Genomic DNA, 21,659 nt, shown 5'->3' with positions numbered 1-21,659 from the left:
GTAGCGGCCTCGCCGCCACGCCGCCAAGGAGCCAGATGCCGTTCGGCGAGTACCAGTACAGCGTCGACGACAAGGGAAGGGTGATCGTGCCGCCCGCCTTCCGCGAGTTCGTCGACGGCGGCATGGTGGTCACCAGGGGCATGGACGGCTGCCTCTTCGTCTTCCCCCTCGGCGCCTGGCAGCACATCGAGGCCCACCTCACCGACCTGCCGCTCACCGACCCGAGCTCCCGCAACTTCGTCCGCTTCTTCTACTCGGGCGCGGCGAAGACGAAGCTCGACTCGGCAGGGCGCATAAGCCTCCCGGCCCCCCTCCGCAAGTTCGCCGCGCTGGAGGGGAACGTCATGTTCGTCGGCGCCCCCAACAGGCTGGAGATATGGAACGAACAGCGCTGGCTCGCGAACCTCGAGGCCGTCCAGGAGGCGCCACCGGCGCCCGAGCTGCTGAGAGAGCTGATCGGGTGAACGCGGTGACGGAGCGCCACGTCAGCGTCATGCCGCAGGAGGTCATGGACCACCTGGCGGTGACGCCGGGCGGCTGGTACGTCGACTGCACCTTCGGCGCGGGCGGCCACGCCAGGAGGGTCATCGAGCTGGGCGGCAGGGTGCTGGCGATCGACCAGGACCCGCGCGTCGCCGAGGACCTGCGGCGCGACCCCTACTGGCAGCGCGCGCTCGCCGCGGGCGACCTGCGCTTCGCCGCCGGCAACTTCAGGGAGGTCGAGCGCCTCGCGTACGAGCAGGGCGTGCGCGCCGCCGACGGCGTCCTCATGGACCTCGGCGTCTCCTCGATGCAGCTCGACGAGGAGGGGCGCGGCTTCGCCTTCCGCCACGACGGGCCCCTCGACATGCGCATGCAGGGCGAGGGCGAGAGCGCGGCCGACGTCGTCAACACCTACCCGGTCGAGGAGCTCGCCGCGCTCATCTTCAGGTACGGCGAGGAGCGCCACAGCCGCCGCATCGCTAGGCGCATCGCCGAGGCGCGCGCCTCCGCACCCATCCTCACGACGAAGCAGCTCGCCGACGTCGTCGCCGGCGCCTACCCCCCGGGCCCGCGCCGCGAGCACCCGGCGCGGCGCACGTTCCAGGCGCTGCGGATCCACGTCAACGACGAGCTCGGCGCGCTGCGCGAGGGCCTAGAGGGGGCCTCGCGCCTGCTCGTCCCCGGGGGGCGGCTCGTCGTGCTCTCCTACCACTCCCTCGAGGACCGCATCGTCAAGCGCTTCCTCCTCGACAGCCCGCGCTTCGAGGTCCTGACCAAGAAGCCCGTCACCGCCTCCGAGGAGGAGGTCGCGCGCAACCCCAGGGCCAGGTCCGCGAAGCTCCGCGCCGGCAGGAAGGTGGAGCCGTGACCGACTACGCCGTGAAGGAGCGTCCCCGGGACGAGCGCCCCGCCGCCCCCGCCGCCGAGGGGCGCGTCGCCGGCGGCGCGTTCCGCCTCGCCCTGCCGCTCTACCTCGTGCTCCTGCTCATGCTCGCCGCGCTGGGCGCGAACAACCAGGAGCTGGTCGAGAGGAGGGCCGCGCTCGTCGCGCGGAAGGAGGCGCTGCTCCAGAGCGTCGCGCGCGCCGAGGTCAGGGCCGCCGCCGTCGAGGGCCCCCTGGCCGTGGCCAGGTGGTCCGCCACGGCCGGCATGGTGCCGCTCCCCGAGGGCCGCGTCGCCGCCGTGGTCGCCCCCGAGCCCGCCCCCGAGGACGCACCGCCCGCGGGGTCACTGGAACTGAGGACCGTATGGCGCTGAGCACCTCCACCGTCTTCCCGCGCGCCCAGGCGGCCCCTCGGCGCTCGTCGGCGCTGCGCGTGGCGCTGCGCGAGCCCAGCGAGCTCGCGCTGCGGCGCGTCTGGCTCGTGCGCGTCGGCCTGGCGGTGCCGCTGCTCGCGGCCCTCCTCGGCTTCGCCGTCCACCAGCTCGGGCCCGCCTCGTTCCCGGCCCCGCCGACGGAGCCCGCGGTGCGGGGCGACATCGTCGCGTCCTCCGGCGAGGTCCTGGCCACGGGTCCCGTGGAGGCCCGCAGCTACCCGCTCGGGGTCGCCGGACCGCTCGTCGGCTTCACCGGCGCCGTGCAGCCCGACGGCAGGTACGGGCTCGAGGGACTCGAGTACACCCTCGACGATGTCCTCGCCGCCGGCGAGGACGTCCGGCTGACGATCGACGCCACGTACCAGGCGGCGGCCGAGCGCCACCTCGCCGAGGCGGCCGAGGCCTACGGGGCCGAGAGCGGCTCCGCGGTCGTTCTGGAGGCCGGTACGGGGAGGATACTCGCGGCCGCCAGCTACCCGGCGTTCGACGCCAACGACTGGTCCGCGGCGGGCCGCGACCAGATGCGCAACAGGCCGTTCCAGGAGACCTACGAGCCCGGCTCCGTGATCAAGCCCCTGGTCGTCGCCGGCCTGCTCGAGTCCGGCCGCCTGCGTCCCGACGAGGTGGTCGAGGCGCCGATGACGCTGCGGGTCGGGGAGCAGACGTTCAGGGACGTCGTCTACCACGACCCCCAGCTCACCGTCGCCGACGTGCTCGCCTACTCGAGCAACTCGGGCGCCATCCACCTCGGCCAGCGCTTCACCGACGCCGAGCTCCACGACTGGCTGATGCGCTTCGGCATCGGCCAGGACCTGCCCGTCAGCGGCACCTACACGAGCTCGGGCCAGCTCAACCCCTGGTACCAGTGGGTGCCGCAGGACCACGCGTCGAACACGATCGGCCAGAACCACTCGACGACGGCGCTGCAGCTCGCCGTGGCCTACTCCGTGTTCGCGAACGACGGGCTCTACGTGCCCCCCGTGCTGATCGAGGGCGCGGAGACGCCGCCGCCGCACCGCGTCCTCTCCCCCGAGGTCGCCGCCACGATGCGGGCGCTCCTGAGCCACGTCACGGAGGCGAGCGGGCTGAGGAACGCCAAGGTGAACGGCGTGAGCATGGCCGCGAAGACCGGCACCGCCGACGTCTTCGACCCCGAGCTCGGCCGCTACGTGCCCGGCGAGTACTCCCTCTCCGTCGCCGGCATGGTGCCGGCCGAGCGCCCGCGCGTCGTCGTCGTCGTCACGCTGCACAAGCCGCAGGAGGGCGCCACGAGCACCGTGGCGACGGGGGGACTGTTCAAGGACATCGTCACCGACGTCGTCGCGTCGTGGGGCGCCGCGCCCCGCCCCGAGGCGCTGGCCGCGCGTCCGTGAGCGCCCCCGACCCGGCGACCCTGGGGGCGGTGGCCGCCGCCGGCCATGCGGTCCATGCACATGATGCACACGTTGTGTAACGTGTGGATAGGATGGTGGGCGTGGGTGACGGTCGCGTCAGCGGGAGGCGGGTAGGAGCCGCGGGAGCGGAGGACCTGCTGCGCCCCGAGGCGCTGGCCGACCTGCTGGGTGGGCGCCTGCCGGCCGGGCCGCTCCCCGCCGGCACCGGCGTCGCCTACGACTCGCGCCGGGTGCGCCCCGGCGACGTCTTCTTCGCGCGCGGCGGCAGCTCCGGCCACGGGATCGAGCACGCCGACGAGGCGCTCGCGGACGGCGCCGCCTTCGTCGTCTCCGACGTCCCCCACCCCCGCGCCGTGCTCGTCGAGGACACCTGGGCCGCGCTCGCCGCGCTGGCCTCCGCCGCCCGCGGGCTGCTCGCGTCGCCCGTCGTCGGGGTCACCGGGTCGGCCGGCAAGACGACCGTGAAGACGCTCCTCACCGCCGCCCTCGGCGGTCGCTCGACGCCGGGGAACCTCAACACCGTGCCCGCGCTGGCCGCGGCGCTCGTCGAGGCGGCCCGCACCGAGGCCGGCCTCGACGTGCCGGGCGGGGACCTGGCCGGCGCCGGCGCGCCCGGCTCGCCGCTGGTGCTCGAGCTCGGCGTCGACCACCCGGGCGAGATGGACGAGCTGGTGGCCATCACGCGGCCCGACCACGCCGTGCTGACGACGGTGGGCGAGTCGCACCTGAGCCGCCTCGGCGACGTCGCGTCCGTGGCGCGCGAGAAGGCCGCTCTGCTGGCCGCCGCGCCGGGCGCGCGGGTGGCCGGCGAGGCGGCGTCCCGGCACCTGCCGCCCGACGTGCTCCGCCGCACGCACGTGACGCGGCTCCTGCCGCCCGCGGACGGCGACGGCGAGCCGGGGCCGCGGGCGTGCCCTCCGCTCGGCGAGGTCGCCGGCAGGCTCCAGGGCCTCACCCTGCGGGCGTTCGGGCTCGCCTTCGACCTGCCCTGGCCGGGGCGAGCGATGGCGGAGAACGCCCTCCTGGCGCTCACGACCGCCCGGCTCCTCGGCGTGCCTCCGGCGGCGGCGTTCCCCGCCATGGCCGCGGCGCGGCTCGAGAAGGGGCGCCTGCGCCGGCTGCGCCTGCGCGAGGTCACCGTGATCGACGACAGCTACAACTCGAACCCGCTCTCCGCCGCCCTCGCGCTCGAGGTCCTCGCCTCCTCGCCGCCGCCGCGCGCGGCCTTCCTCGGCGACATGCGCGAGCTGGGCGAGGTCAGCCGGCCGCGCCACCTCGAGCTGGGCGCCGCCACCCGGGACCTCGACCTCGTCGTCGCGATCGGCGAGGAGGCCGCCGCGCTCGCCGAGGCGAACCCGCGCGCGCGGCACGTCCCCACCTGGCGCGAGGCCGCGGGGCTGCTCGACCTCGTGCCCCCCGGCGCGACCGTGCTGGTCAAGGGGTCGAGGTCGCTGGAGCTCGAGAACCTCGTCGCGGCGCTGACCGAGCGCTTCGGCCCGGAGGCGGGCGCGGGGGACGAGGCCGGCGAGGCCAGCGGCGGCGCGGCCGCGCGCGACGGGGGCCGGCGATGACGCTGCTCCTCGCCGCCGCGCTGGGCCTCGTCGCCACCGGGTCCTTCGTGCAGCTGGCCCGCGCCCGCGGCTGGGGCAAGGTCGTGCGCGAGTCCGGCCCCAGGAGCCACCTCGGCAAGGCCGGCACGCCGACGATGGGCGGCGCCGCCTTCCTGCTCGCCGCCGCCGCCGCGGTGCTCCTGCTGGGCCCGCGCGACCAGACGACCCTGGCCCTGCTCGCCACCACGGCGTCCGCGGCCCTGCTCGGCCTCTACGACGACGTCGTCTCGCTGGCGCGCAAGCGCCGGCGCCTGGAGGGCGAGGACGTCGACGCCGCCACCGGCCTGCTGGCGCGCTACCGCATCCTCGGCCACCTCGTGATCGGCGCCGGCTTCGCCGTCTGGTCCGTGAACGCCGGCCACCGCACGCTCGCGGCCGAGTGGGCCGACATCGCGCTCTACACGCTGGCCGTGGCCGGCAGCATCAACGCCTTCAACTTCACCGACGGGCTCGACGGCCTCGCCGCCGGCGTCACGGCGATCGTGCTCCTCTTCTTCGTGGGCTCGCCGCTCGCCGCCGCGCTGCTGGGGTCGCTGCTGGCGTTCCTCTGGTACAACTCACACCCCGCCCGCGTGTTCATGGGCGGCGTGGGCGCCGAGGCGCTGGGCGCGGCCGTCGCCGGGCTGGCGATCACCAGCGGGACCGTCCTGGCGCTCCCGCTCGTCGCGCTGATACCCGTGCTCGAGGTCGTGTCAGTGGTCCTCCAGGTCGCGTACTTCAGGGCGACGGGCGGGCGCCGGCTCTTCAGGATGAGCCCGTTCCACCACCACTTCGAGCTGGCGGGCCTCTCCGAGCAGCAGGTCGCGATGCGCTTCTGGATCGTCACCGCGCTGTGCGTCGCGGCCGGCCTGGCCGTGACGGGGAGGGCGCCGTGGTGACGTCCGGCGGCGGCCCCATGGCCGTGGGCGGTCCGGCGCCGGCCGAGGCGGGCCTCCTGGTCTACGGCCTCGGGCGCAGCGGCACGGCCGTGCTCAGGCGGGCCGCGAGCATCGGCGCGCGCGTGGCGTTCTGCGAGGCCAGGCGCGACGGGGAGGACGTCGAGGAGGCGCTGTCGCTCGGCGCGACGAGGGTCGAGGACGTGTCCGCGGTGGACCCCGCGGCCTTCCCCACCTGCGTCGCCGCCCCCGGCGTGAGGATCGACCACCCCGACCTGGCGTCCCTCAGGTCCCGCGGCGTGTCCGTGATCGGCGAGGTCGAGTGGACCTACCTCCTCGTGCCGGGGCGCTACGCGGGCGTCACGGGCACGGCCGGCAAGGGCTCGACGACGCTGTGGCTGACCGCGGTGCTGCGGGCGTCCGGCGTGGACGCCGTCGCCGGCGGCAACAACGACCCCGCCCTCGCGGCCGTCGCGCGGCCCGGCGCCACGCACGTCGTCGAGCTCTCCTCGTTCCAGCTCGAGCGCTGCCCCACCTTCAGGCCCGACGTGGCCGTGGCGCTGAACCTCGGCGAGGACCACCTCGACAGGCACGGCAGCGTGGCGGCGTACCACCGCGCCAAGCGCGCGCTGATAGACAACCTCACGCCGCGAGAGACCTTCGTCTACAACGCCGACGACCCGCTGCTGCGCGGCTGGGCGGAGGACACCCCCGCGCGGACCCTCGCCTACTCGCTCCACCGCGAGGCCGACGCCCACCTGGGCCGCGACGGCACCCTGCGCCTGTTCGGCGCACCGCTGCTGCCCGCGGGCGAGCTGGCCGTGAAGGGCGAGCACCAGGTGGGCAACGCGCTGGCCGTGGCGCTCGCCGCCGCCGCCCTTGGCCTCGAGCGCGAGCAGGTCGCCGCCGGGCTGCCGACCTTCGCCGGCCTGCCTGGCCGCTACGCCGAGGTGGCCACGGCCGGCGGCGTGACGTTCGTCGAGGACTCGATAGCCACCAGGCCGCTCGCGGTGACGGCGGCGCTGCGAGCCTCGCGGCGGCCGCTCGTCTGGCTCGCCGGGGGCCAGGCCAAGGGCGCCGACAACTCCTCGCTCGTCCCTCTCGTGGCCGAGCGCGTCGACCTGCTCGTCGCCTACGGCGCCTCCGGCCCCGACCTGGCGCGCGAGTTCGCGCCCGTGACCGAGGTGCGCGAGTGCCGCCAGGAGGACGGCCGCGAGGCGCTGGAGAGCGCGGTGCGCCTGGCGGTCGACCACCTGCGCGAGCGCCACGGCGGCGGCACCGTGCTGCTCGCCCCGCTGGCCGCCTCGTTCGACCAGTTCCGCGACTACGCCCACCGCGCGCGGGTCTACCGCGAGGTCGTCGCCGCCGTGGTCGCCGAGCTGGAGGGCGGCGCTGACGGCGGCGCGCCGGGCGAGGACGGCGGCGGCGCGGGGTCCGTCGGCGCGGGCGACGCCGGCGCGGAGGGCGCGTCCGTCTCGTCCGCGAGGGGGCGCGGCTGATGGACAGGACCCTGCTCTTCGTGCAGCTCGCCCTGGGGGCGCTCGGCGTCGTCGGGGTCGCGGCCGGCGAGCCGTCGGCGGCGCTGGAGCACGCCTCGCGCGTGGCGCTGGCCGTCGCGCTCACCGTGGCCGTCTCGCGCCTGCGCCCGCGGGCGGTCACGCGGCTCTCGCCCTACCTCTTCGTCGGCACGCTTCTGCTCCTGCTCGGCGTGCTCGCCTTCGGCATCACGCCGGAGGGCTCGGAGAGCCGTCGCTGGCTGGACGTCGGGGGCTTCACGCTGCAGCCATCCGAGTTCATGAAGATCGCCGTGATCGCCTACCTGACGGCCTTCTTCCACAACCACCTCGGCGACTGGCAGATCTGGCGACCGATGCTCGTGATCGGCCTGGCCGTCGCCGCGATCGTCGCCCAGCCGAACCTCTCCACGGGCCTGTTCATCTTCGTGCTGGCCTTCGCCGTGATGGTCATGGCCGGCATCTCCACGACCCGCCTCGTCTCGATCTCGCTGGCGGCCGCGCTGATCGGCCTGCTGCTGGGCGGCTCCTACCTCAGCCAGTTCAGCTACATGAAGGACCGCCTGGTGGGCTACGCCGACCTGTGGGGCGCCCAGGAGCGCGCTCAGGACGAGGCCTACCAGGCCTCGCAGGCGCGCGAGGCGATGGCCAGGGGCGGCCTCACCGGCATCGGCCCCGGGCGCGCCGTGGCCGTGCCGGAGGTGGAGACCGACTTCGTCGCCGTCGCGATCGCCCAGTCGCTGGGCCTGTTCGGCGTGGCGGCGCTGGTGACCCTCTACCTCGTCCTCGCCTCGCGCGGCATCGCGATCGCCCGGGCCGTGACCGGCCCGCCGGCGCTGCTCGCCGGGGGCGCCGTCGCCTACGTCTGCGGCCAGGCGGCCATCAACCTCCTCGTCGCCTGCGGCCTCTTCCCCGTCACGGGCATGCCGCTGCCCGGCGTCAGCTACGGCTTCAACAGCCTGCTCTCCGTGGCCGTCGCCTTCGGCTTCGTACACGTCGCCTACCGCCAGGCCACGGCCGAGGCGGCGGAGCGACAGCGGCCCGCCGCGCTCGCGGGGGCGGCGCGGTGAGCGGCGCCGGCAGGTCCGCGGGGGTGGACCTCGTGCTGGCCACGGGCGGCACGGGCGGCCACGCCTTCCCCGCCCTGGCGGTCGCTCGCGAGGCCGCCGCCCGAGGGCTAGCGGTCGCCGTCCTCGGCGCCGAGGGCGGCGTCGAGGAGCGCCTGGCGGAGCAGGCGGGAGTGCCGTTCGTCGGCGTGAGCGCCGGCAAGTGGGAGCGCGGCCGGCCGAGCCCGCTGCAGGCGCTGCGCGCCGCGGCCGGCGCCGCGGAGGCGGTCGCCGTGCTGCGCCGCCTGCGCCCCCGGGTCGTGGTCGGCTTCGGCGGCTACGCCTCGTTCCCCGGGGCGGCCGCGGCGGCGCTCCTCGGCCTGCCGCTGGCCCTGCACGAGGGCAACGCCTACCCCTCGGTCGTGAACCGCTGGCTGTCGCGCCGCGCCGACCTCGTCGTCGTCGCGCAGGAGGAGGCGCTGCGCCACCTGAGGGGCGTGAGGCGGTCCGTCGTCGCCCCGTTCCCCGTGCGCGAGGAGCGTCGCCCGCGCGAGGAGGCCCGCGCGTCCCTGGGGCTGCCGCGGGAAGCCGTCGTCACCCTGGTGATGGGCGGCTCGCAGGGCTCGGCGACGCTGAACCGCGAGGCGCCCGCCGCCTACCGGGCGCTCGGCTGCGCGGCGCCCGGCGGAAGGGAGCACCACGTCGTCCACGCCGCCGGGCGCGGCCGCGCCGGCGAGGTCGACGCCGCGGGCCTGCCCCGCTACCACGTCCACGAGTTCGTCGACGCCGCGACCGCGTGGTCGGCGGCCGACCTGGCCGTGACGCGCGCCGGCATGGGCACGCTCTCGGAGGCCGCGTACCACGGCGTGCCGCTGGTCATGGTCCCGCTGCCCTCCAGCGCCGAGGACCACCAGCTGCACAACGCCCGCGCCTTCGCCGCGGCGGGCGCCGGCGTCGTCGTCGAGGAGAGGGAGGTCTCCGGCCTGGGGAACGCGTGGCGCTCGCTCCTCGAGCCGGCGGCCAGGGCGTCCGCGGCGGAGGCCGCCGCGGCCCGGACGCCCGCCGGCGCGGCCCGACGTATCTTGTGCGCCGTCATGGAGCTGGCGTGACCACACCGCAGACCGAGGCGCTCCGCGCGCCGGAGAACCTGTCGCGGATCCACCCTGCCACCACGCGCCTGCACTTCGTGGGCGTGGGCGGCGTGAGCATGCAGGCCCTCGCCCTCTGGTGCCGCCAGGACGGCTTCGCCGTGAGCGGCTGCGACCCGCGCCTCGACTCCGCCCGCGACGCCCTGGCCGCCGCCGGCGTGGAGGTCATGGGCGGCCACGACGTGAGCCACGCCGGCGAGGCCGAGGTCGTCGTGCACAGCATGGCCGTGCCCGCCGACCACCCCGAGCTCGTCGCCGCGCGCGACGCGGGGGCGCTCGTCGTCAGGCGCATCGAGCTCCTCGGCGAGCTGTTCAGGCGACGCCGCGCGATCGGCGTCACGGGCTCGCACGGCAAGAGCACGACCACCGGCATGCTCGCCACGATGCTCGTGGCCCTCGACGACGGCACCTCGGTGCAGCTCGGCGCGAGGCTGCCCAGCATCGGCGGCAGCCACCGCTACGGCGCCGGGGAGTGGCTGGTCGCCGAGGTCGACGAGTCCGACTCCGGCTTCGCCGACCTGACGCCCGAGGTCGCCGTGATCACGAACCTCGAGGACGACCACATCGCCGGCGACTTCCTGGAGCGGCGCAACTACCACGCCAGCGTCGCCGACCTCGAGGCGGCCGCCAGGCGCTACGCCCTCTCCGCGCGAGCCCTGGTCTACAGCGCCGACTGGCCCGACCTCGGGCGCGTCGTCGCCGGGCACCCCGCCGCCGTGACGTTCGGCGTGTCGGAGGGGGCCGGCTTCAGGGTCACGGACCTCGAGGTCGAGGCGGGCGGCAGCCGCTTCACCCTGCTGCGCCCCGAGGGCGCCCCGCTGGAGGTGCGCCTGCAGGTGCCGGGCCGGCACAACGCCCTCAACGCCGCCGCGGCCGTCGCGGCGCTCACGCAGGCCGGCTTCGACCCCGAGCCGGCGCTGGAGAGCCTGGCGGCCTTCGGGGGCGTGGGGCGCCGCTGGCAGGTGTGGGGGGAGCTGAGGGGCGCGCTCGTCGTCGACGACTACGCCGTCCACGTGACCGAGGTCAGCACCGTGCTCTCGGTGGCGCGAGCCACGGGCAGGCGGGTGCGGGCGGTGCTGCAGCCGCACAGGTGGGTGCGCACGGCCAGGCAGTGGAAGCAGCTCGCCGAGGCGGCGGCCGCGGCCGACGAGGTGCTGGTCCTCGAGGTCTACGCGGCCGGCGAGGCCCCGATCCCCGGCGTCTCGCCCGACCTCATCGTCGACAGGCTCACGGAGCTCGGCGTCAGGGCGTCGCGGCACGACCTCGCCTCGGCGACGCGCTACCTGAGGGGCGACGCCGCCGCCGGCGACCTCGTGATCACGCTCGGCGCGGGCGACGTCTGGCGCGTGGCCGAGGCGCTGGTGGCGGGGGACGACGGTGCCTGAGCGCACCGCCCCGGCGCGCACGGTCCTCCTCTCCGCCTACACGACCCTGAAGGTGGGCGGTCCGGCCGAGCTGTGGGAGGTCGAGGACGAGGACGACCTGCGGGAGGCGGCGAGCGCGCCGTACCGGGTGCTGGGCGGCGGCTCGAACCTCCTGGTGGCCGACGCGGGCGTACCAGAGCGGGTGATACGCCTCGGGCGCGCCTTCAACGACGTGCGCGCCTTCGACGGGCGCGCCGACGTCTGGCTCGGCGCCGCCACGCCACTGCCCGGCCTAGTCAGGCGCGCGCAGCGGGCCGGCCTGTCCGGCCTCGAGGGCCTCCTGGGCGTCCCCGCCGTCCTGGGGGGAGCCGTCGCGATGAACGCCGGCACGCGCTTCGGCGAGATGTCCGACACCCTGAAGGAGGTCGAGCTGTTCGTCGGCGGCGCGCTCGAGCGCGTGCCCGCCCACGAGCTGGGCCTCTCCTACCGCCGCGCCGAGCTGCCCGACGGCGCGATCGTCACGCGCGCGCGCCTGCGGCTCACGCCCTCCACGCCCGAGGCCGTGCAGGCGTACATGGAGAAGGTCGACGCGGCGCGCGCCGGCCAGCCGAAGGTGAAGTCGGCCGGCTGCGCGTTCAAGAACCCGCCCGGGGACTCGGCGGGGCGCCTGATCGACCGCGCCGGCCTCAAGGGCCGGCGCGTGGGCGACGCGATGGTCGCCTTCGAGCACGGCAACTTCGTGCTCAACCTCGGCGCCGCCACCGCCGCCGACGTGCTGGCGCTCGTCGAGGAGGTGCGCGCCGAGATGCGCTCCCGCGGCGTGGACCTCGAGCTCGAGTGGCGCCTGTGGGGGTTCTGAGTGCGCGGCCTCCTCCTCGCCCTGCTCGTGCTGGCCTGCGCCCTCGTCGTGGCGAGCCGCTTCTGGCCGCGCGTCGAGCACGTGGTCGTGACGGGCAACGAGCGCTTCACCGCCGAACAGGTGATGGACATGGCCGGCGTGCACCCGGGCGACCCCTTCCTGTGGGTGACCCGCCGCAACGTGGACAGGCTCGGGGCCGAGCCGTGGGTGCTCTCCGCCACCGTCGTGCGCCGCTGGCCGGACACGGTCTCGGTGCACGTGACCGAGCGGACGCCGGCGCTGACGGACGGCGTCACGACCTGGTCGGCCGATGGTACAGTCCTTCCCGGCGTCCCGGCCGACGAGGCCGCAGCGTTGCCTGTGCTCAGGGGGTGGGGCGAGGACCGCACCTCCGAGGCGCTGGAGCTCGTGAGGCTCCTCAGGCCCTTCGGAGTGCAGGTGATAAGCTACTCGCCAGAAGGATTCGAGATCCAGTTGATAGGCACAACGCTTCACACCCCGAGCGCCGAGGCCTTGCGTGAGCAATGGTCGGCCTTCGTCAACCACCGCGGCGGTACCGTGTCGGTCTACCCCTGGGGGGTGGCGACCAGCGATGAGTGACCTGCCTTGGAGGGCCCCTGCATGAGCGACGAGCGGATCATCGTCGGGCTCGACATCGGTACCACCAAGATCTGCACGGTCATAGGCGAGGTGGCCAAGGACGGCGTGCTCGACATCATCGGCGAGGGGACGGTGCCTTCCGACGGCCTACGCAAGGGGGTCGTCGTCAACCTCGAGCGGACGATCGTCGCCGTCAAGCAGTCCGTCGCCGAGGCCCAGCGCATGGCCGGCGTGGAGGTAAGGTCCGCCTGGGTCGGCGTGGCGGGCAGCCACCTCAAGGCGCTCACGAGCCACGGCATGGCCGCCATACGCCGCGGCCAGGAGATCACGCGCCAGGACATCGAGCGCACGATCGAGAACGCGCGCGCCGTGCCCCTGGAGCAGAACATGGAGGTCCTCCACGTCATCCCGCAGGAGTACGTGGTGGACGGCAACGACGGCATCAAGGACCCGGTCGGCATGTCCGGCGTGCGGCTCGAGGTCGACGTCCACATCGTCGCCGGCGCGCAGGGGCCGCTGCAGAACCTGCGCCGCTGCGCCGTCGACGCCGGCGTGGAGGTCGAGGGCCTCGTCGTGCAGTCGCTGGCCTCCGGCCTGGCGGTGCTGACGCCCGGCGAGCAGGAGCTGACGACGGTGCTCATCGACATCGGCGGCGGCACCACCGACATCGGCGTGTTCCGCCGCGGCACCCTCGCCCACTCGGCCGTGATCCCGGTCGGCGGCGACCACGTCACCCAGGACATCAGCCAGCTGTTGCGCATCCAGTCCGACGAGGCCGAGCGCGTGAAGCGCCGCTACGGCGTCGCCCTGCCGGAGCTCGCCGACCGCGACGTCGAGCTGGAGGTCGCGAACCCGAACTACACCGCGTCGATCTCCACCTTCGAGCTGGCGCAGGTGATCAAGCCGCGCGTGGTCGAGATCCTCGACCTCGTGAAGAGGAACATCGAGCAGAAGATGGGCGCCCTCGAGCTGCTGGCCGGCAACGTCGTCATCACCGGCGGCGCCTCGCTGATGCCCGGCATCGACCAGGTCGCCAACGAGCGCTTCCGGCTGCCCGTGCGCATCGGCAAGCCGGACGGCGTCTCCGGCCTGTCCGACGTCGTCGCCAGCCCGGCCCACGCCACGGCCGTCGGGCTGGTGCGCTACGGCATGGCGCAGACGGGCCCGGCGGGCGCCACGCGGCGCCAGAAGAGGGAGGGCAGCTTGGGCGGAGGCTGGTTCGACAGGGTGCGGAACGTCATCAAGGACTTCTTCTGACGGTCAGGGGAGCGTGAGCGCATGGCGATGAGCTTCAGTGAGAACGCGGTCATCCGCGTCATAGGCCTCGGCGGTGGCGGCAACAACGCCGTCAACCGCATGATCGAGACTGGTCTCCAGGGCGTCGAGTTCGTCGCCGCCAACACGGACGCGCAGGTGCTGGCCACCAGCCTCGCCGACGTCCGCATCCAGATGGGCGACCACATCACCAAGGGCCTGGGCGCTGGGGCGAACCCCGAGATCGGCGAGAAGGCCGCGATCGAGGACCGGGACCGCATCGCCGAGGCGCTGCGCGGCGCCGACCTCGTCTTCATCACCGCCGGCATGGGCGGCGGCACCGGCACCGGCAGCGCGCCCGTCGTCGCCGAGGTCGCGCGCGAGCTGGGCGCCTTGGCCATCGCCGTCGTGACCACGCCGTTCTCCTTCGAGGGCCCGCGCCGCATGCGCCAGGCCGAGGAGGGCCTGCGCCGGCTCGAGGACAAGGTCGACGCGCTCATCGTCGTCGAGAACCAACGGCTGCTCTCCGCCCTCGACCGCAAGGTCAGGCTGAACGACGCCTTCCGCGTCGCCGACCGCGTGCTCTACCACGGCGTGCGCGGCATCTCCGACGTGATCAACGTGCCCGGCATGATCAACGTCGACTTCGCCGACGTAAAGGCGCTGCTGCAGGGCGCCGGCACCGTGCTCATGGGCATCGGCGCCGGCCGCGGGGAGAACGTCGCCGAGGAGGCCGCCAACTCGGCCACGCACAGCCCCCTGCTGGCGCGCGGCGTCGAGGGCGCCCGCAACCTGCTCATCAACGTCACCGGCTCCGAGGAGCTCACGCTCGCCGACGCCACCGAGATCGTCGAGAAGATCTCGGAGGCCACCGAGGTCGACGACGTCAACGTCCTCTTCGGCGTCACCTACGACGAGGACGCGGCCGACGAGGTGCGCGTCACCGTCATCGCCGCCGGCTTCGACTCGGCGCCGCAGACCCGCGTGCTCAGGCCCACCCACCTGCGCACGACGATCACGAACCGCACCTACGACCCCAGCAACTACGACATCCCGGCGTTCCTCCGCTACAACCCCGACCTGAACGAGAACTGACGGGGCCGCTCCCGCTCCGACACCCGCGCCCGGGCGCTGAGCGCGCCCGGGCGTTCTGTTAGTCTGCGAGACCGTGCGCGAGGTCATCCACGCGGGGCGCATCGTCACCCTCGAGAGGCTGGACGGACGCTACGAGGTCGTGAGGCACGCCGACTCCGTCGCCGTGCTGGTCGCCGAGGGTCGGCGGGTGCTGGGGGTGAGGCAGCGCCGCGTGGCCATCGGGCGGGTCACCTGGGAGGTGCCGGCCGGGCTCGTCGAGCCGGGCGAGACGCCCGCGGAGGCGGCCGCGCGGGAGCTGGCCGAGGAGGTCGGCCTCACCGGCGAGCTGACGCCGCTTACCTCGTGCTACGTCTCCCCCGGCTTCACCGACGAGCGCGCCCACCTGTTCCGTGCCGAGGGCACCTCGCCGCTGCGCCTGCAGGGCGACGACGACGAGGACCTCGAGCCGGAGTGGCGCGACGCGCTGGAGGCGTGGCGCGCGGTGGCCGCCGGGGACGAGGTCACCAGCGCCACCACGCTGCTGGCGCTCGCCGTGCTCCTCGGCGCCAGGGGGGAGCTGCCCTGACCATGCGCGTCGTGCGGGCGCTCGGCGAGCTCGACCTCAAGGGCGTGATGCTCTCGATAGGCAACTTCGACGGCGTGCACCGCGGCCACCGGCTGCTCCTCGGGCGCCTGCGCGAGCTCGCCGAGCGCCACGGCGCGCCGTCGGTGGTCGTCACGTTCTTCCCCCCGGCGCGCGTCGTGTTCGGGAACGCCACCTACCTCTCCAGCGAGCGCGAGAAGCTCGACCTGCTGGCGGGGTTCGGCCCCACGGCCGTGGTGATGCTGCCGTTCAGCCGCGAGTACGCCAAGACCGACAAGGCCGCGTTCGTCGACGAGCTCCGGCGCCTCAAGCCCCACACGATCGTCGTGGGCGAGGACTTCCGCTTCGGCCACGGACGGCAGGGGAACCTCAACGACCTCTCCCCCATCGCCACGCGCCTCGAGGCGTTCGGGCTCGTGACGCACGGCGGCGAGGTCGTCAGCTCCTCGCGCGTGCGCGAGCACCTGGGGAGGGGCGACGTCGAGCGCGCGAACGAGCTGCTCGGCGCCCCCTACCGCGCCACCGGCGAGGTCGTGCACGGCGAGGAGCGCGGCCGGACGATCGGCTACCCCACGGCGAACGTCTCGACGGGCGAGCGCAAGGCGCTGCCGCCCGGCGTCTTCGCGGTGACCGTCGAGACGCCCTCCGGCACCTACGGCGGCATGGCCAGCTCGGGTACCAAGCCGATGTTCCCCGACGAGCCGCCGACCCTCGAGGTGCACCTGTTCGGGTTCGCCGGCGACCTCTACGGCAGCGTGGTCACGGTGCTCTTCCACGCCTTCCTGCGCGAACAGCGGCCCTTCGCGGGGCTCGACGAGCTGAGGGAGGCCCTGGCCCGCGACGAGGCGGAGGCGCGGCGCGCGCTGCGGCGTCTCGCCCTGCCGGAGCGTACGTATACTCCCTGAGGTGCTCATCTACGGCCGCAACGCCGTCCTCGAGGCCCTGCGCCAGGGCCAGACCGAGCGCGTCATGGTGGCGCGCGGCGTCCACCCCAAGCTCCTGGCCGAGCTCAGGAAGGAGGCCGCGAGGGTCGGGGCCGACGTCGAGGAGGTGCCGCGCGTCCAGCTCGACCAGGCGCTGCGCACGACGCAGCACCAGGGCGTGGCGGCCGAGCTGCCGGAGGTCCGCACCGGCGACCTGCGGGACGCGTTCGACCTGGCCGCCGCGCGCGGCGAGCGCCCGCTGCTCGTGCTCCTCGACCACCTCACGGACCCCCGCAACGTCGGCGCCATCGTGCGCAGCGCCGAGGCCCTCGGCGCCCATGGCGTCGTCACCGAGGAGCGCCGCAGCGCGCCGCTCTCCGCCGTCGTCGTCAAGGCGTCGGCGGGGGCCACCAGCCTGCTCCCGGTCGTCGTCGTGAAGAACCTGGCCAGGACGATCGACGAGCTCAAGGAGCGCGGCGTGTGGGTCTACGGCGCCGCCCCGTCGGGGCCGGGAGCGGTGGCGCCCGAGCTGATCGACTGGGACCGCGACGCCGCCCTGGTGATCGGGTCTGAGGGCAGCGGCATGCGCCGGCTCGTGGCCGAGCGCTGTGACGGACTCGTGACGATACCCATGACGGGCCGCATCGGCTCGCTGAACGCCTCGGTGGCGGCCGGCATCCTGCTCTACGCCGTCGCCAGGGGCCGCGAGCGCGCCGCGGCGCGCGGGAGCTGAGGGGAGAGCATGGCGCGCAGACTGAAGACCGAGGACCTCCACGGCCTTAGGTTCGTTTCCGACCCGCAGGTGTCGCCAGACGGCCGCACCGCCGCCGCGGTCGTGACCGAGATCGTGCGGGGCGAGGGGGACGCGCCGCCGCGCTACCGCGCCCGCGTCCACCTCTTCGCGCTGCCCGCGTCGGCGCGTCCGGGTCGCAGGGGCAAGGACGGCTGGCCGCGGGCCGCGCTCGGCGAGGGGGTGGTCTTCACGCGGTCCGAGCACCGCGACCTCTCGCCGCGCTTCAGCCCCGACGGCCGCCACCTGGCGTTCCTGTCCGTGCGGGCCGAGAAGGAGCCGCCCCAGCTCTACGTGATGCCGCTCTCCGGAGGCGAGCCGCGCCGCCTCACCGAGCACGCGGCCGGGGTCAAGGAGTTCGTCTGGCACCCGTCCGGCGAGGAGCTCCTCTACCTCTCGCGCGGCGAGGAGGAGGACGACCGCGCCGAGAAGGGCCTGCCGCTGCGCGTGAGGCGCCTGCGCTACCGCGGCGACGGCGAGGGCTTCTACCCGCCCGGAGCCCCCGACCTGCACGCCGTCACGCTGGCGGGCGACGGTCGGCTCGTGCTGAGCCTCCCCGAGCGCGCCCACGGGCTCGCGGTGGGTCCGGACCCCGACGTCGTCTACCTGATACGCCCGGGGGACGAGCGGGCCGAGGCCGACTTCCGCGCCGACGTCGTCGCCGTCGACCTGCGCCGCGGCAGTGAGCGCGTCGTCGCCGCCGGCCTCTGCAGCGTCGAGAGCGTCTCCCCCTCCCCCGACGGACGCTACCTGGCCGTGGCCGCGTCGCACCGCGACGACCTGGTGAGCCACACCGGCGTGTTCCTCTTCGACGCCGGCGGCGACGGCGACGTGCCGAACGCCAGGCGCCTGGTCTCCGGCGACCTCGACGTCAGCCCCGCCGAGGCGAGCGACTCGCGCCACGGCGCGCACCCGAACCGGCCGGCCTGGACGAGCCTGGCGAGCGGCGAGCCGGTGCTGCTCGTGAACGCGTTCGCGGACGGCGTCACGGGCCTGGGGCTCCTGGGCCTCGACGGGTCGTTCGAGCGCCTGCAGGACGGCGCCAAGCCGCGGGCGGTCACGTCCTTCGCCTCGCTGGGCGGCGGCGCGGCCGTGTTCGTCGCCGAGTCGCCGGTGCATCCCGGCGAGCTCTGGTTCCGCGACGCGCGGGGCGCCGAGACGCGCCTCTCCGGGCTCAACGACGAGTGGTGTGCCGGGCTGCACCTGCACCGGCCCGAGGGGCCCTTCGCGGCCAACGGCCACGGGGTGCGCTACTGGGTGATGAGGCCGCGCCGGCCCCGCGCCGACCGCGCCGCGGTCCTCGAGGTGCACGGCGGTCCCCACACGGCCTACGGCGCCGGGTTCATGTTCGAGTTCCAGCTCCTGGCCTCCCGCGGCTACGCCGTCGTCTACGGCAACCCGCGCGGGAGCGCCGGCCTGGGCCACGGGTTCGCGGCCCACGTCCTCGGCGACTACGGCGGCGACGACGCGCGGGACGTGCTCGACATCGCCGACGCCGCCCTGGCGACCCTGGGCGCGACGGACGCGCCCCTGCACCTCACGGGCGGCTCGTACGGCGGGTTCATGACGAACTGGCTCGTGGGCGTCACCGACCGCTTCCGCAGCGCCGTCAGCCAGCGCTCGATAAGCAACTGGACGAGCATGTACGGCACGTCCGACATCGGCCCGGCGTTCGTGGAGCGCGAGCTGGGCGGACGACCCTGGGCCGACCTCGACACCCTGTGGCGGCAGAGCCCCGTGCGCAACGCGGCGAACGTGCGCACGCCGCTGCTGCTCGTCCACTCGGAGGAGGACTGGCGCTGCCCCATCGAGCAGGCCGAGCAGCTCTTCGCGGCGCTCAAGCGCCTGGGCCGGGCCGAGGTGGAGCTCCTGCGCTTCCCCGGCGAGTGCCACGAGCTCTCGCGCTCCGGGCGCCCCGACCGGCGCGTGCTGCGCCTCGAGGCGATCGTCGGCTGGTTCGAGGACCACCCCTGAAGGGCGCCCCACGGCGTCCCGGACGCTCGACGGGCCGTCCCGCCGCGGCGACGCGCCGGGATCTCGCGGCGGCGGTCCACGGGACGCGAGCGACGGTGTCACGGCCCTCGGCCCAGGGACCGTCCCCGTGCTAGACTCTCACGGTTGTCCGGAAGGACGCCTCTGGCTCGGCATCGACGTCTAGGTCTGGATCCGCGCCGGAGAGGGATCTTACGCACGAGGAGAGAGGATGCCACTCACCGCCGAACAGAAGTCCGAGGTCGTGAAGGCCTTCGGCAGGGACGCCAACGACACGGGCTCGACGGCCGTCCAGGTCGCGCTGCTGACCAAGCGCATCGAGGAGCTCTCGCAGCACCTCCAGACGCACAAGAAGGACCACCACTCGCGTCGCGGCCTGCTCATGATGGTCGGCAAGCGCAAGCGCCTGCTGTCGTACCTCGAGAAGACCGACTACGAGGCCTACAAGGACCTTATCGGCCGTCTGGGCCTGCGGCGCTGAACGCCGGGGTCACATACGGACGACGCCTCCCCGCGGCCGCCGCGGGCGAGGGGAACGCCACGATCCCGGGCGGCGGGGCGCTACGCGCCTCGCCGCCTGAGGTTGGGCCGGCGGTGACCGCCCGCGGCGCGGTCCGCGGAGCGGCGGCGGAGCGGGAGCAGAAGGAGAGAGAGTGGACTCACAAGGACACGGACTAGCGGGCCACAGGGTGTACCGGACCGAGCTGGGTGGCCGCGAGCTGATCATCGAGACGGGCAAGTACGCCAAGCAGCTCCACGGCAGCGTGACGGTGCGCTGCGGAGACACGCTGGTCCTCGTCACGGCCGCCATGAGCGACGCGACGTCGCCCATGCCGTTCCTGCCGCTCACCGTGGAGTACGAGGAGCGGCACTACGCCGTCGGCAAGATCCCGGGCTCGTTCCTCCGCCGCGAGGGACGTCCCGGCACGCAGGCCACGCTCAACGCCCGCCTCATCGACAGGCAGATCAGGCCGCTGTTCCCCAAGCAGCTCCGCAACGAGGTCCAGGTCATCGCGACGATCCTCTCGGCCGACCAGGTCAACGACCCGGCGCCGCTGGCCGCGATCGGCGCCTCGGCGGCGCTGTCGATCTCCGACATCCCCTGGGCGGGACCCACGGCCTGCTGCACGGTGGGCTACCAGGACGGCCGTTACGTGCTCAACCCGAGCATGAAGGACCTCCACGATGGGCTCAGCCAGCTCGAGCTGACGGTCGCCGCCAGCGCCGACGCCGTGCTGATGGTCGAGGCCGCCGCCGACGAGCTGCCCGAGGACGTGATGGTCGGGGCGATCGAGTTCGCCCAGCGCGAGCTCGCCCGCGTGGTCTCCCTCATCGCCGAGATGCGCGAGGAGGTCGGCCTGCCGAAGCGCGAGTTCACGCCGGCCGTGGAGCTCGAGGACGCCCTGGTCGAGGAGGTCACGCGCGCCGCTCGCGAGGCGGGCCTGAGGGACGCGCTGCTCACGAAGGGCAAGCACGAGCGCGCCGACGCCGTGAAGGCGCTGCGCGACAGGCTCATAGCCGCCCGCGTGCCCGACCCCGAGGCCCCCGGCGCGGCCGAGCTCGTCGAGCAGCTCAAGGCCGCCTTCGACAAGGCCGAGCAGGCCGAGCTGCGGCGCATGGTCCTCGAGGAGGACCTCCGCACCGACGGACGCCGGCCCGACGAGATCAGGCCCATCTGGATCGAGACGGGCGTGCTGCCCATGGCGCACGGCTCGGCCGTCTTCACGCGCGGCGAGACGCAGGTGCTGGGCGTGACGACGCTCGGCACGGGCCGCAGCAACAGGCTGGTCGACGACCTCGGCCTCGAGCAGACCGAGGAGTTCATGCTCCACTACAACTTCCCGCCGTTCTCGACGGGCGAGGTCAAGCGCCTGCGCGGCACCTCGCGCCGCGAGCTGGGCCACGGCAACCTGGCCAGGCGGGCGCTCGTCGGCACGATCCCCTCGCAGGAGGAGTTCCCCTACGTGATCAGGGTCGTGGCGGAGACGCTGGAGTCGAACGGCTCCTCGTCGATGGCCTCGGTCTGCGCCGGCTCGCTCTCGCTGATGGACGCCGGCGTCCCCGTGAGGGCCCCGGTCGCGGGCATCGCGATGGGCCTCGTCATGGAGGGCGGCAGGTACAAGATCCTCTCCGACATCCTCGGCAGCGAGGACGCCCTCGGCGACATGGACTTCAAGGTCACCGGCACCGCCGACGGCGTGACGGCGCTGCAGATGGACATCAAGATCTCCGGCATCACGCCGGCGATCATGCGCGAGGCGCTAGAGCAGGCGAAGCGCGGCCGTCTCCACATCCTGTCCAAGATGGCCGAGGCGCTGCCCGGTCCGCGCCCCGAGCTCTCCCCCCGCGCGCCGCGCATCATCCAGGTCAAGATCCCCGTCGACAAGATCGGCGTGGTCATCGGCCCCGGCGGCAAGCAGATCCGCGAGCTCGAGGCACTGGGCGCCACGATCGAGGTCCTCGAGGACGGCACCGTGCGGATCTACTCGGAGGACTCCGCGGCGGCGAACTCCGTCAAGTCACAGATCGAGGGGCTCACGGCCACCGCCGAGGTCGGCAAGGAGTACTTCGGCCGGGTCGCCAAGACCACCGACTTCGGCGCCTTCGTCACCCTCTTCCCCGGCACCGACGGCCTGCTGCACATCAGCCAGATCGCCGAGGGGCGCGTCCAGCGCGTCGAGGACTACCTCAAGGAGGGCGACCTCATCAGGGTCAAGGTGCACAACATCGACGAGCGCGGCAAGATCGACCTGGTGCGGCCCGAGCTCGAGGGCAAGGTCGCGCCGCGCGGCTCCCGCGGCGGCGGCGGCGG

Annotated in this window: 20 protein-coding genes; all 20 read left to right on the top strand. The window is 74.4% G+C overall.

What is annotated here, in order from left to right:
* The first annotated feature begins 35 nt into the window (after positions 1-35).
* Positions 36-464, top strand: coding sequence for a division/cell wall cluster transcriptional repressor MraZ (gene mraZ, locus VF202_12090; protein ID HEX7040853.1), 429 nt, complete (start codon positions 36-38; stop codon positions 462-464).
* A complete protein-coding gene (gene rsmH / locus VF202_12085; protein HEX7040852.1) occupies positions 461-1,351 on the top strand; it encodes a 16S rRNA (cytosine(1402)-N(4))-methyltransferase RsmH in 891 nt (296 codons plus the stop codon). The genes mraZ and rsmH overlap by 4 nt, the downstream gene beginning before the upstream one ends.
* Positions 1,348-1,740, top strand: a complete 393-nt coding sequence (locus VF202_12080; GenBank protein HEX7040851.1) for a hypothetical protein — start codon at positions 1,348-1,350, stop codon at positions 1,738-1,740. Before rsmH ends, VF202_12080 begins: the two co-directional genes overlap by 4 nt.
* Entirely contained in the window at positions 1,731-3,173 is a 1,443-nt protein-coding gene (locus VF202_12075; protein ID HEX7040850.1) for a penicillin-binding protein 2, read from the top strand. The genes VF202_12080 and VF202_12075 overlap by 10 nt, the downstream gene beginning before the upstream one ends.
* A gap of 101 nt (positions 3,174-3,274) precedes the next feature.
* Complete coding sequence (locus VF202_12070) at positions 3,275-4,765, top strand: Mur ligase family protein (GenBank protein ID HEX7040849.1); 1,491 nt, start codon at positions 3,275-3,277, stop codon at positions 4,763-4,765.
* Positions 4,762-5,682 (top strand): hypothetical protein, encoded by a 921-nt coding sequence (locus VF202_12065; GenBank protein HEX7040848.1) that lies wholly within the window; start codon positions 4,762-4,764, stop codon positions 5,680-5,682. Before VF202_12070 ends, VF202_12065 begins: the two co-directional genes overlap by 4 nt.
* The gene (murD, locus tag VF202_12060; GenBank protein ID HEX7040847.1) at positions 5,676-7,178 is read left to right on the top strand and encodes a UDP-N-acetylmuramoyl-L-alanine--D-glutamate ligase; all 1,503 of its coding nucleotides are present in this window, start codon (positions 5,676-5,678) and stop codon (positions 7,176-7,178) included. Before VF202_12065 ends, murD begins: the two co-directional genes overlap by 7 nt.
* The gene (locus VF202_12055; protein ID HEX7040846.1) at positions 7,178-8,263 is read left to right on the top strand and encodes an FtsW/RodA/SpoVE family cell cycle protein; all 1,086 of its coding nucleotides are present in this window, start codon (positions 7,178-7,180) and stop codon (positions 8,261-8,263) included. The genes murD and VF202_12055 overlap by 1 nt, the downstream gene beginning before the upstream one ends.
* Positions 8,260-9,348, top strand: a complete 1,089-nt coding sequence (locus VF202_12050; protein ID HEX7040845.1) for a glycosyltransferase — start codon at positions 8,260-8,262, stop codon at positions 9,346-9,348. Before VF202_12055 ends, VF202_12050 begins: the two co-directional genes overlap by 4 nt.
* Positions 9,345-10,772, top strand: a complete 1,428-nt coding sequence (murC, locus tag VF202_12045; GenBank protein HEX7040844.1) for a UDP-N-acetylmuramate--L-alanine ligase — start codon at positions 9,345-9,347, stop codon at positions 10,770-10,772. Before VF202_12050 ends, murC begins: the two co-directional genes overlap by 4 nt.
* Entirely contained in the window at positions 10,765-11,610 is an 846-nt protein-coding gene (locus tag VF202_12040; GenBank protein HEX7040843.1) for a UDP-N-acetylmuramate dehydrogenase, read from the top strand. Before murC ends, VF202_12040 begins: the two co-directional genes overlap by 8 nt.
* The gene (locus tag VF202_12035) at positions 11,611-12,210 is read left to right on the top strand and encodes an FtsQ-type POTRA domain-containing protein (GenBank protein HEX7040842.1); all 600 of its coding nucleotides are present in this window, start codon (positions 11,611-11,613) and stop codon (positions 12,208-12,210) included.
* A 21-nt stretch (positions 12,211-12,231) separates the two neighbouring features.
* The gene (gene ftsA / locus VF202_12030) at positions 12,232-13,467 is read left to right on the top strand and encodes a cell division protein FtsA (GenBank protein HEX7040841.1); all 1,236 of its coding nucleotides are present in this window, start codon (positions 12,232-12,234) and stop codon (positions 13,465-13,467) included.
* A 27-nt stretch (positions 13,468-13,494) separates the two neighbouring features.
* Positions 13,495-14,559 (top strand): cell division protein FtsZ, encoded by a 1,065-nt coding sequence (ftsZ, locus tag VF202_12025; GenBank protein ID HEX7040840.1) that lies wholly within the window; start codon positions 13,495-13,497, stop codon positions 14,557-14,559.
* 73 nt (positions 14,560-14,632) lie between these two features.
* Positions 14,633-15,124 (top strand): NUDIX hydrolase, encoded by a 492-nt coding sequence (locus VF202_12020; protein ID HEX7040839.1) that lies wholly within the window; start codon positions 14,633-14,635, stop codon positions 15,122-15,124.
* A 2-nt stretch (positions 15,125-15,126) separates the two neighbouring features.
* Complete coding sequence (ribF, locus tag VF202_12015) at positions 15,127-16,047, top strand: riboflavin biosynthesis protein RibF (protein HEX7040838.1); 921 nt, start codon at positions 15,127-15,129, stop codon at positions 16,045-16,047.
* A gap of 1 nt (position 16,048) precedes the next feature.
* A complete protein-coding gene (gene rlmB / locus VF202_12010) occupies positions 16,049-16,798 on the top strand; it encodes a 23S rRNA (guanosine(2251)-2'-O)-methyltransferase RlmB (protein HEX7040837.1) in 750 nt (249 codons plus the stop codon).
* 9 nt (positions 16,799-16,807) lie between these two features.
* Positions 16,808-18,829 carry a S9 family peptidase gene (locus tag VF202_12005; protein ID HEX7040836.1) on the top strand — a complete coding sequence of 674 codons (2,022 nt, stop codon included), beginning with the start codon at positions 16,808-16,810 and terminating at the stop codon, positions 18,827-18,829.
* Positions 18,830-19,058: 229 nt separating this feature from the next.
* The gene (rpsO, locus tag VF202_12000; GenBank protein HEX7040835.1) at positions 19,059-19,328 is read left to right on the top strand and encodes a 30S ribosomal protein S15; all 270 of its coding nucleotides are present in this window, start codon (positions 19,059-19,061) and stop codon (positions 19,326-19,328) included.
* Positions 19,329-19,500: 172 nt separating this feature from the next.
* Positions 19,501-21,659, top strand: a 2,159-nt coding sequence (gene pnp / locus VF202_11995; GenBank protein HEX7040834.1) for a polyribonucleotide nucleotidyltransferase, incomplete at its 3' end; no start/stop codon positions are given.

Source organism: Trueperaceae bacterium, from assembly GCA_036381035.1.
Lineage (GTDB): Bacteria > Deinococcota > Deinococci > Deinococcales > Trueperaceae > DASRWD01.
This window is presented reverse-complemented; position numbering and strand designations above follow the sequence as displayed.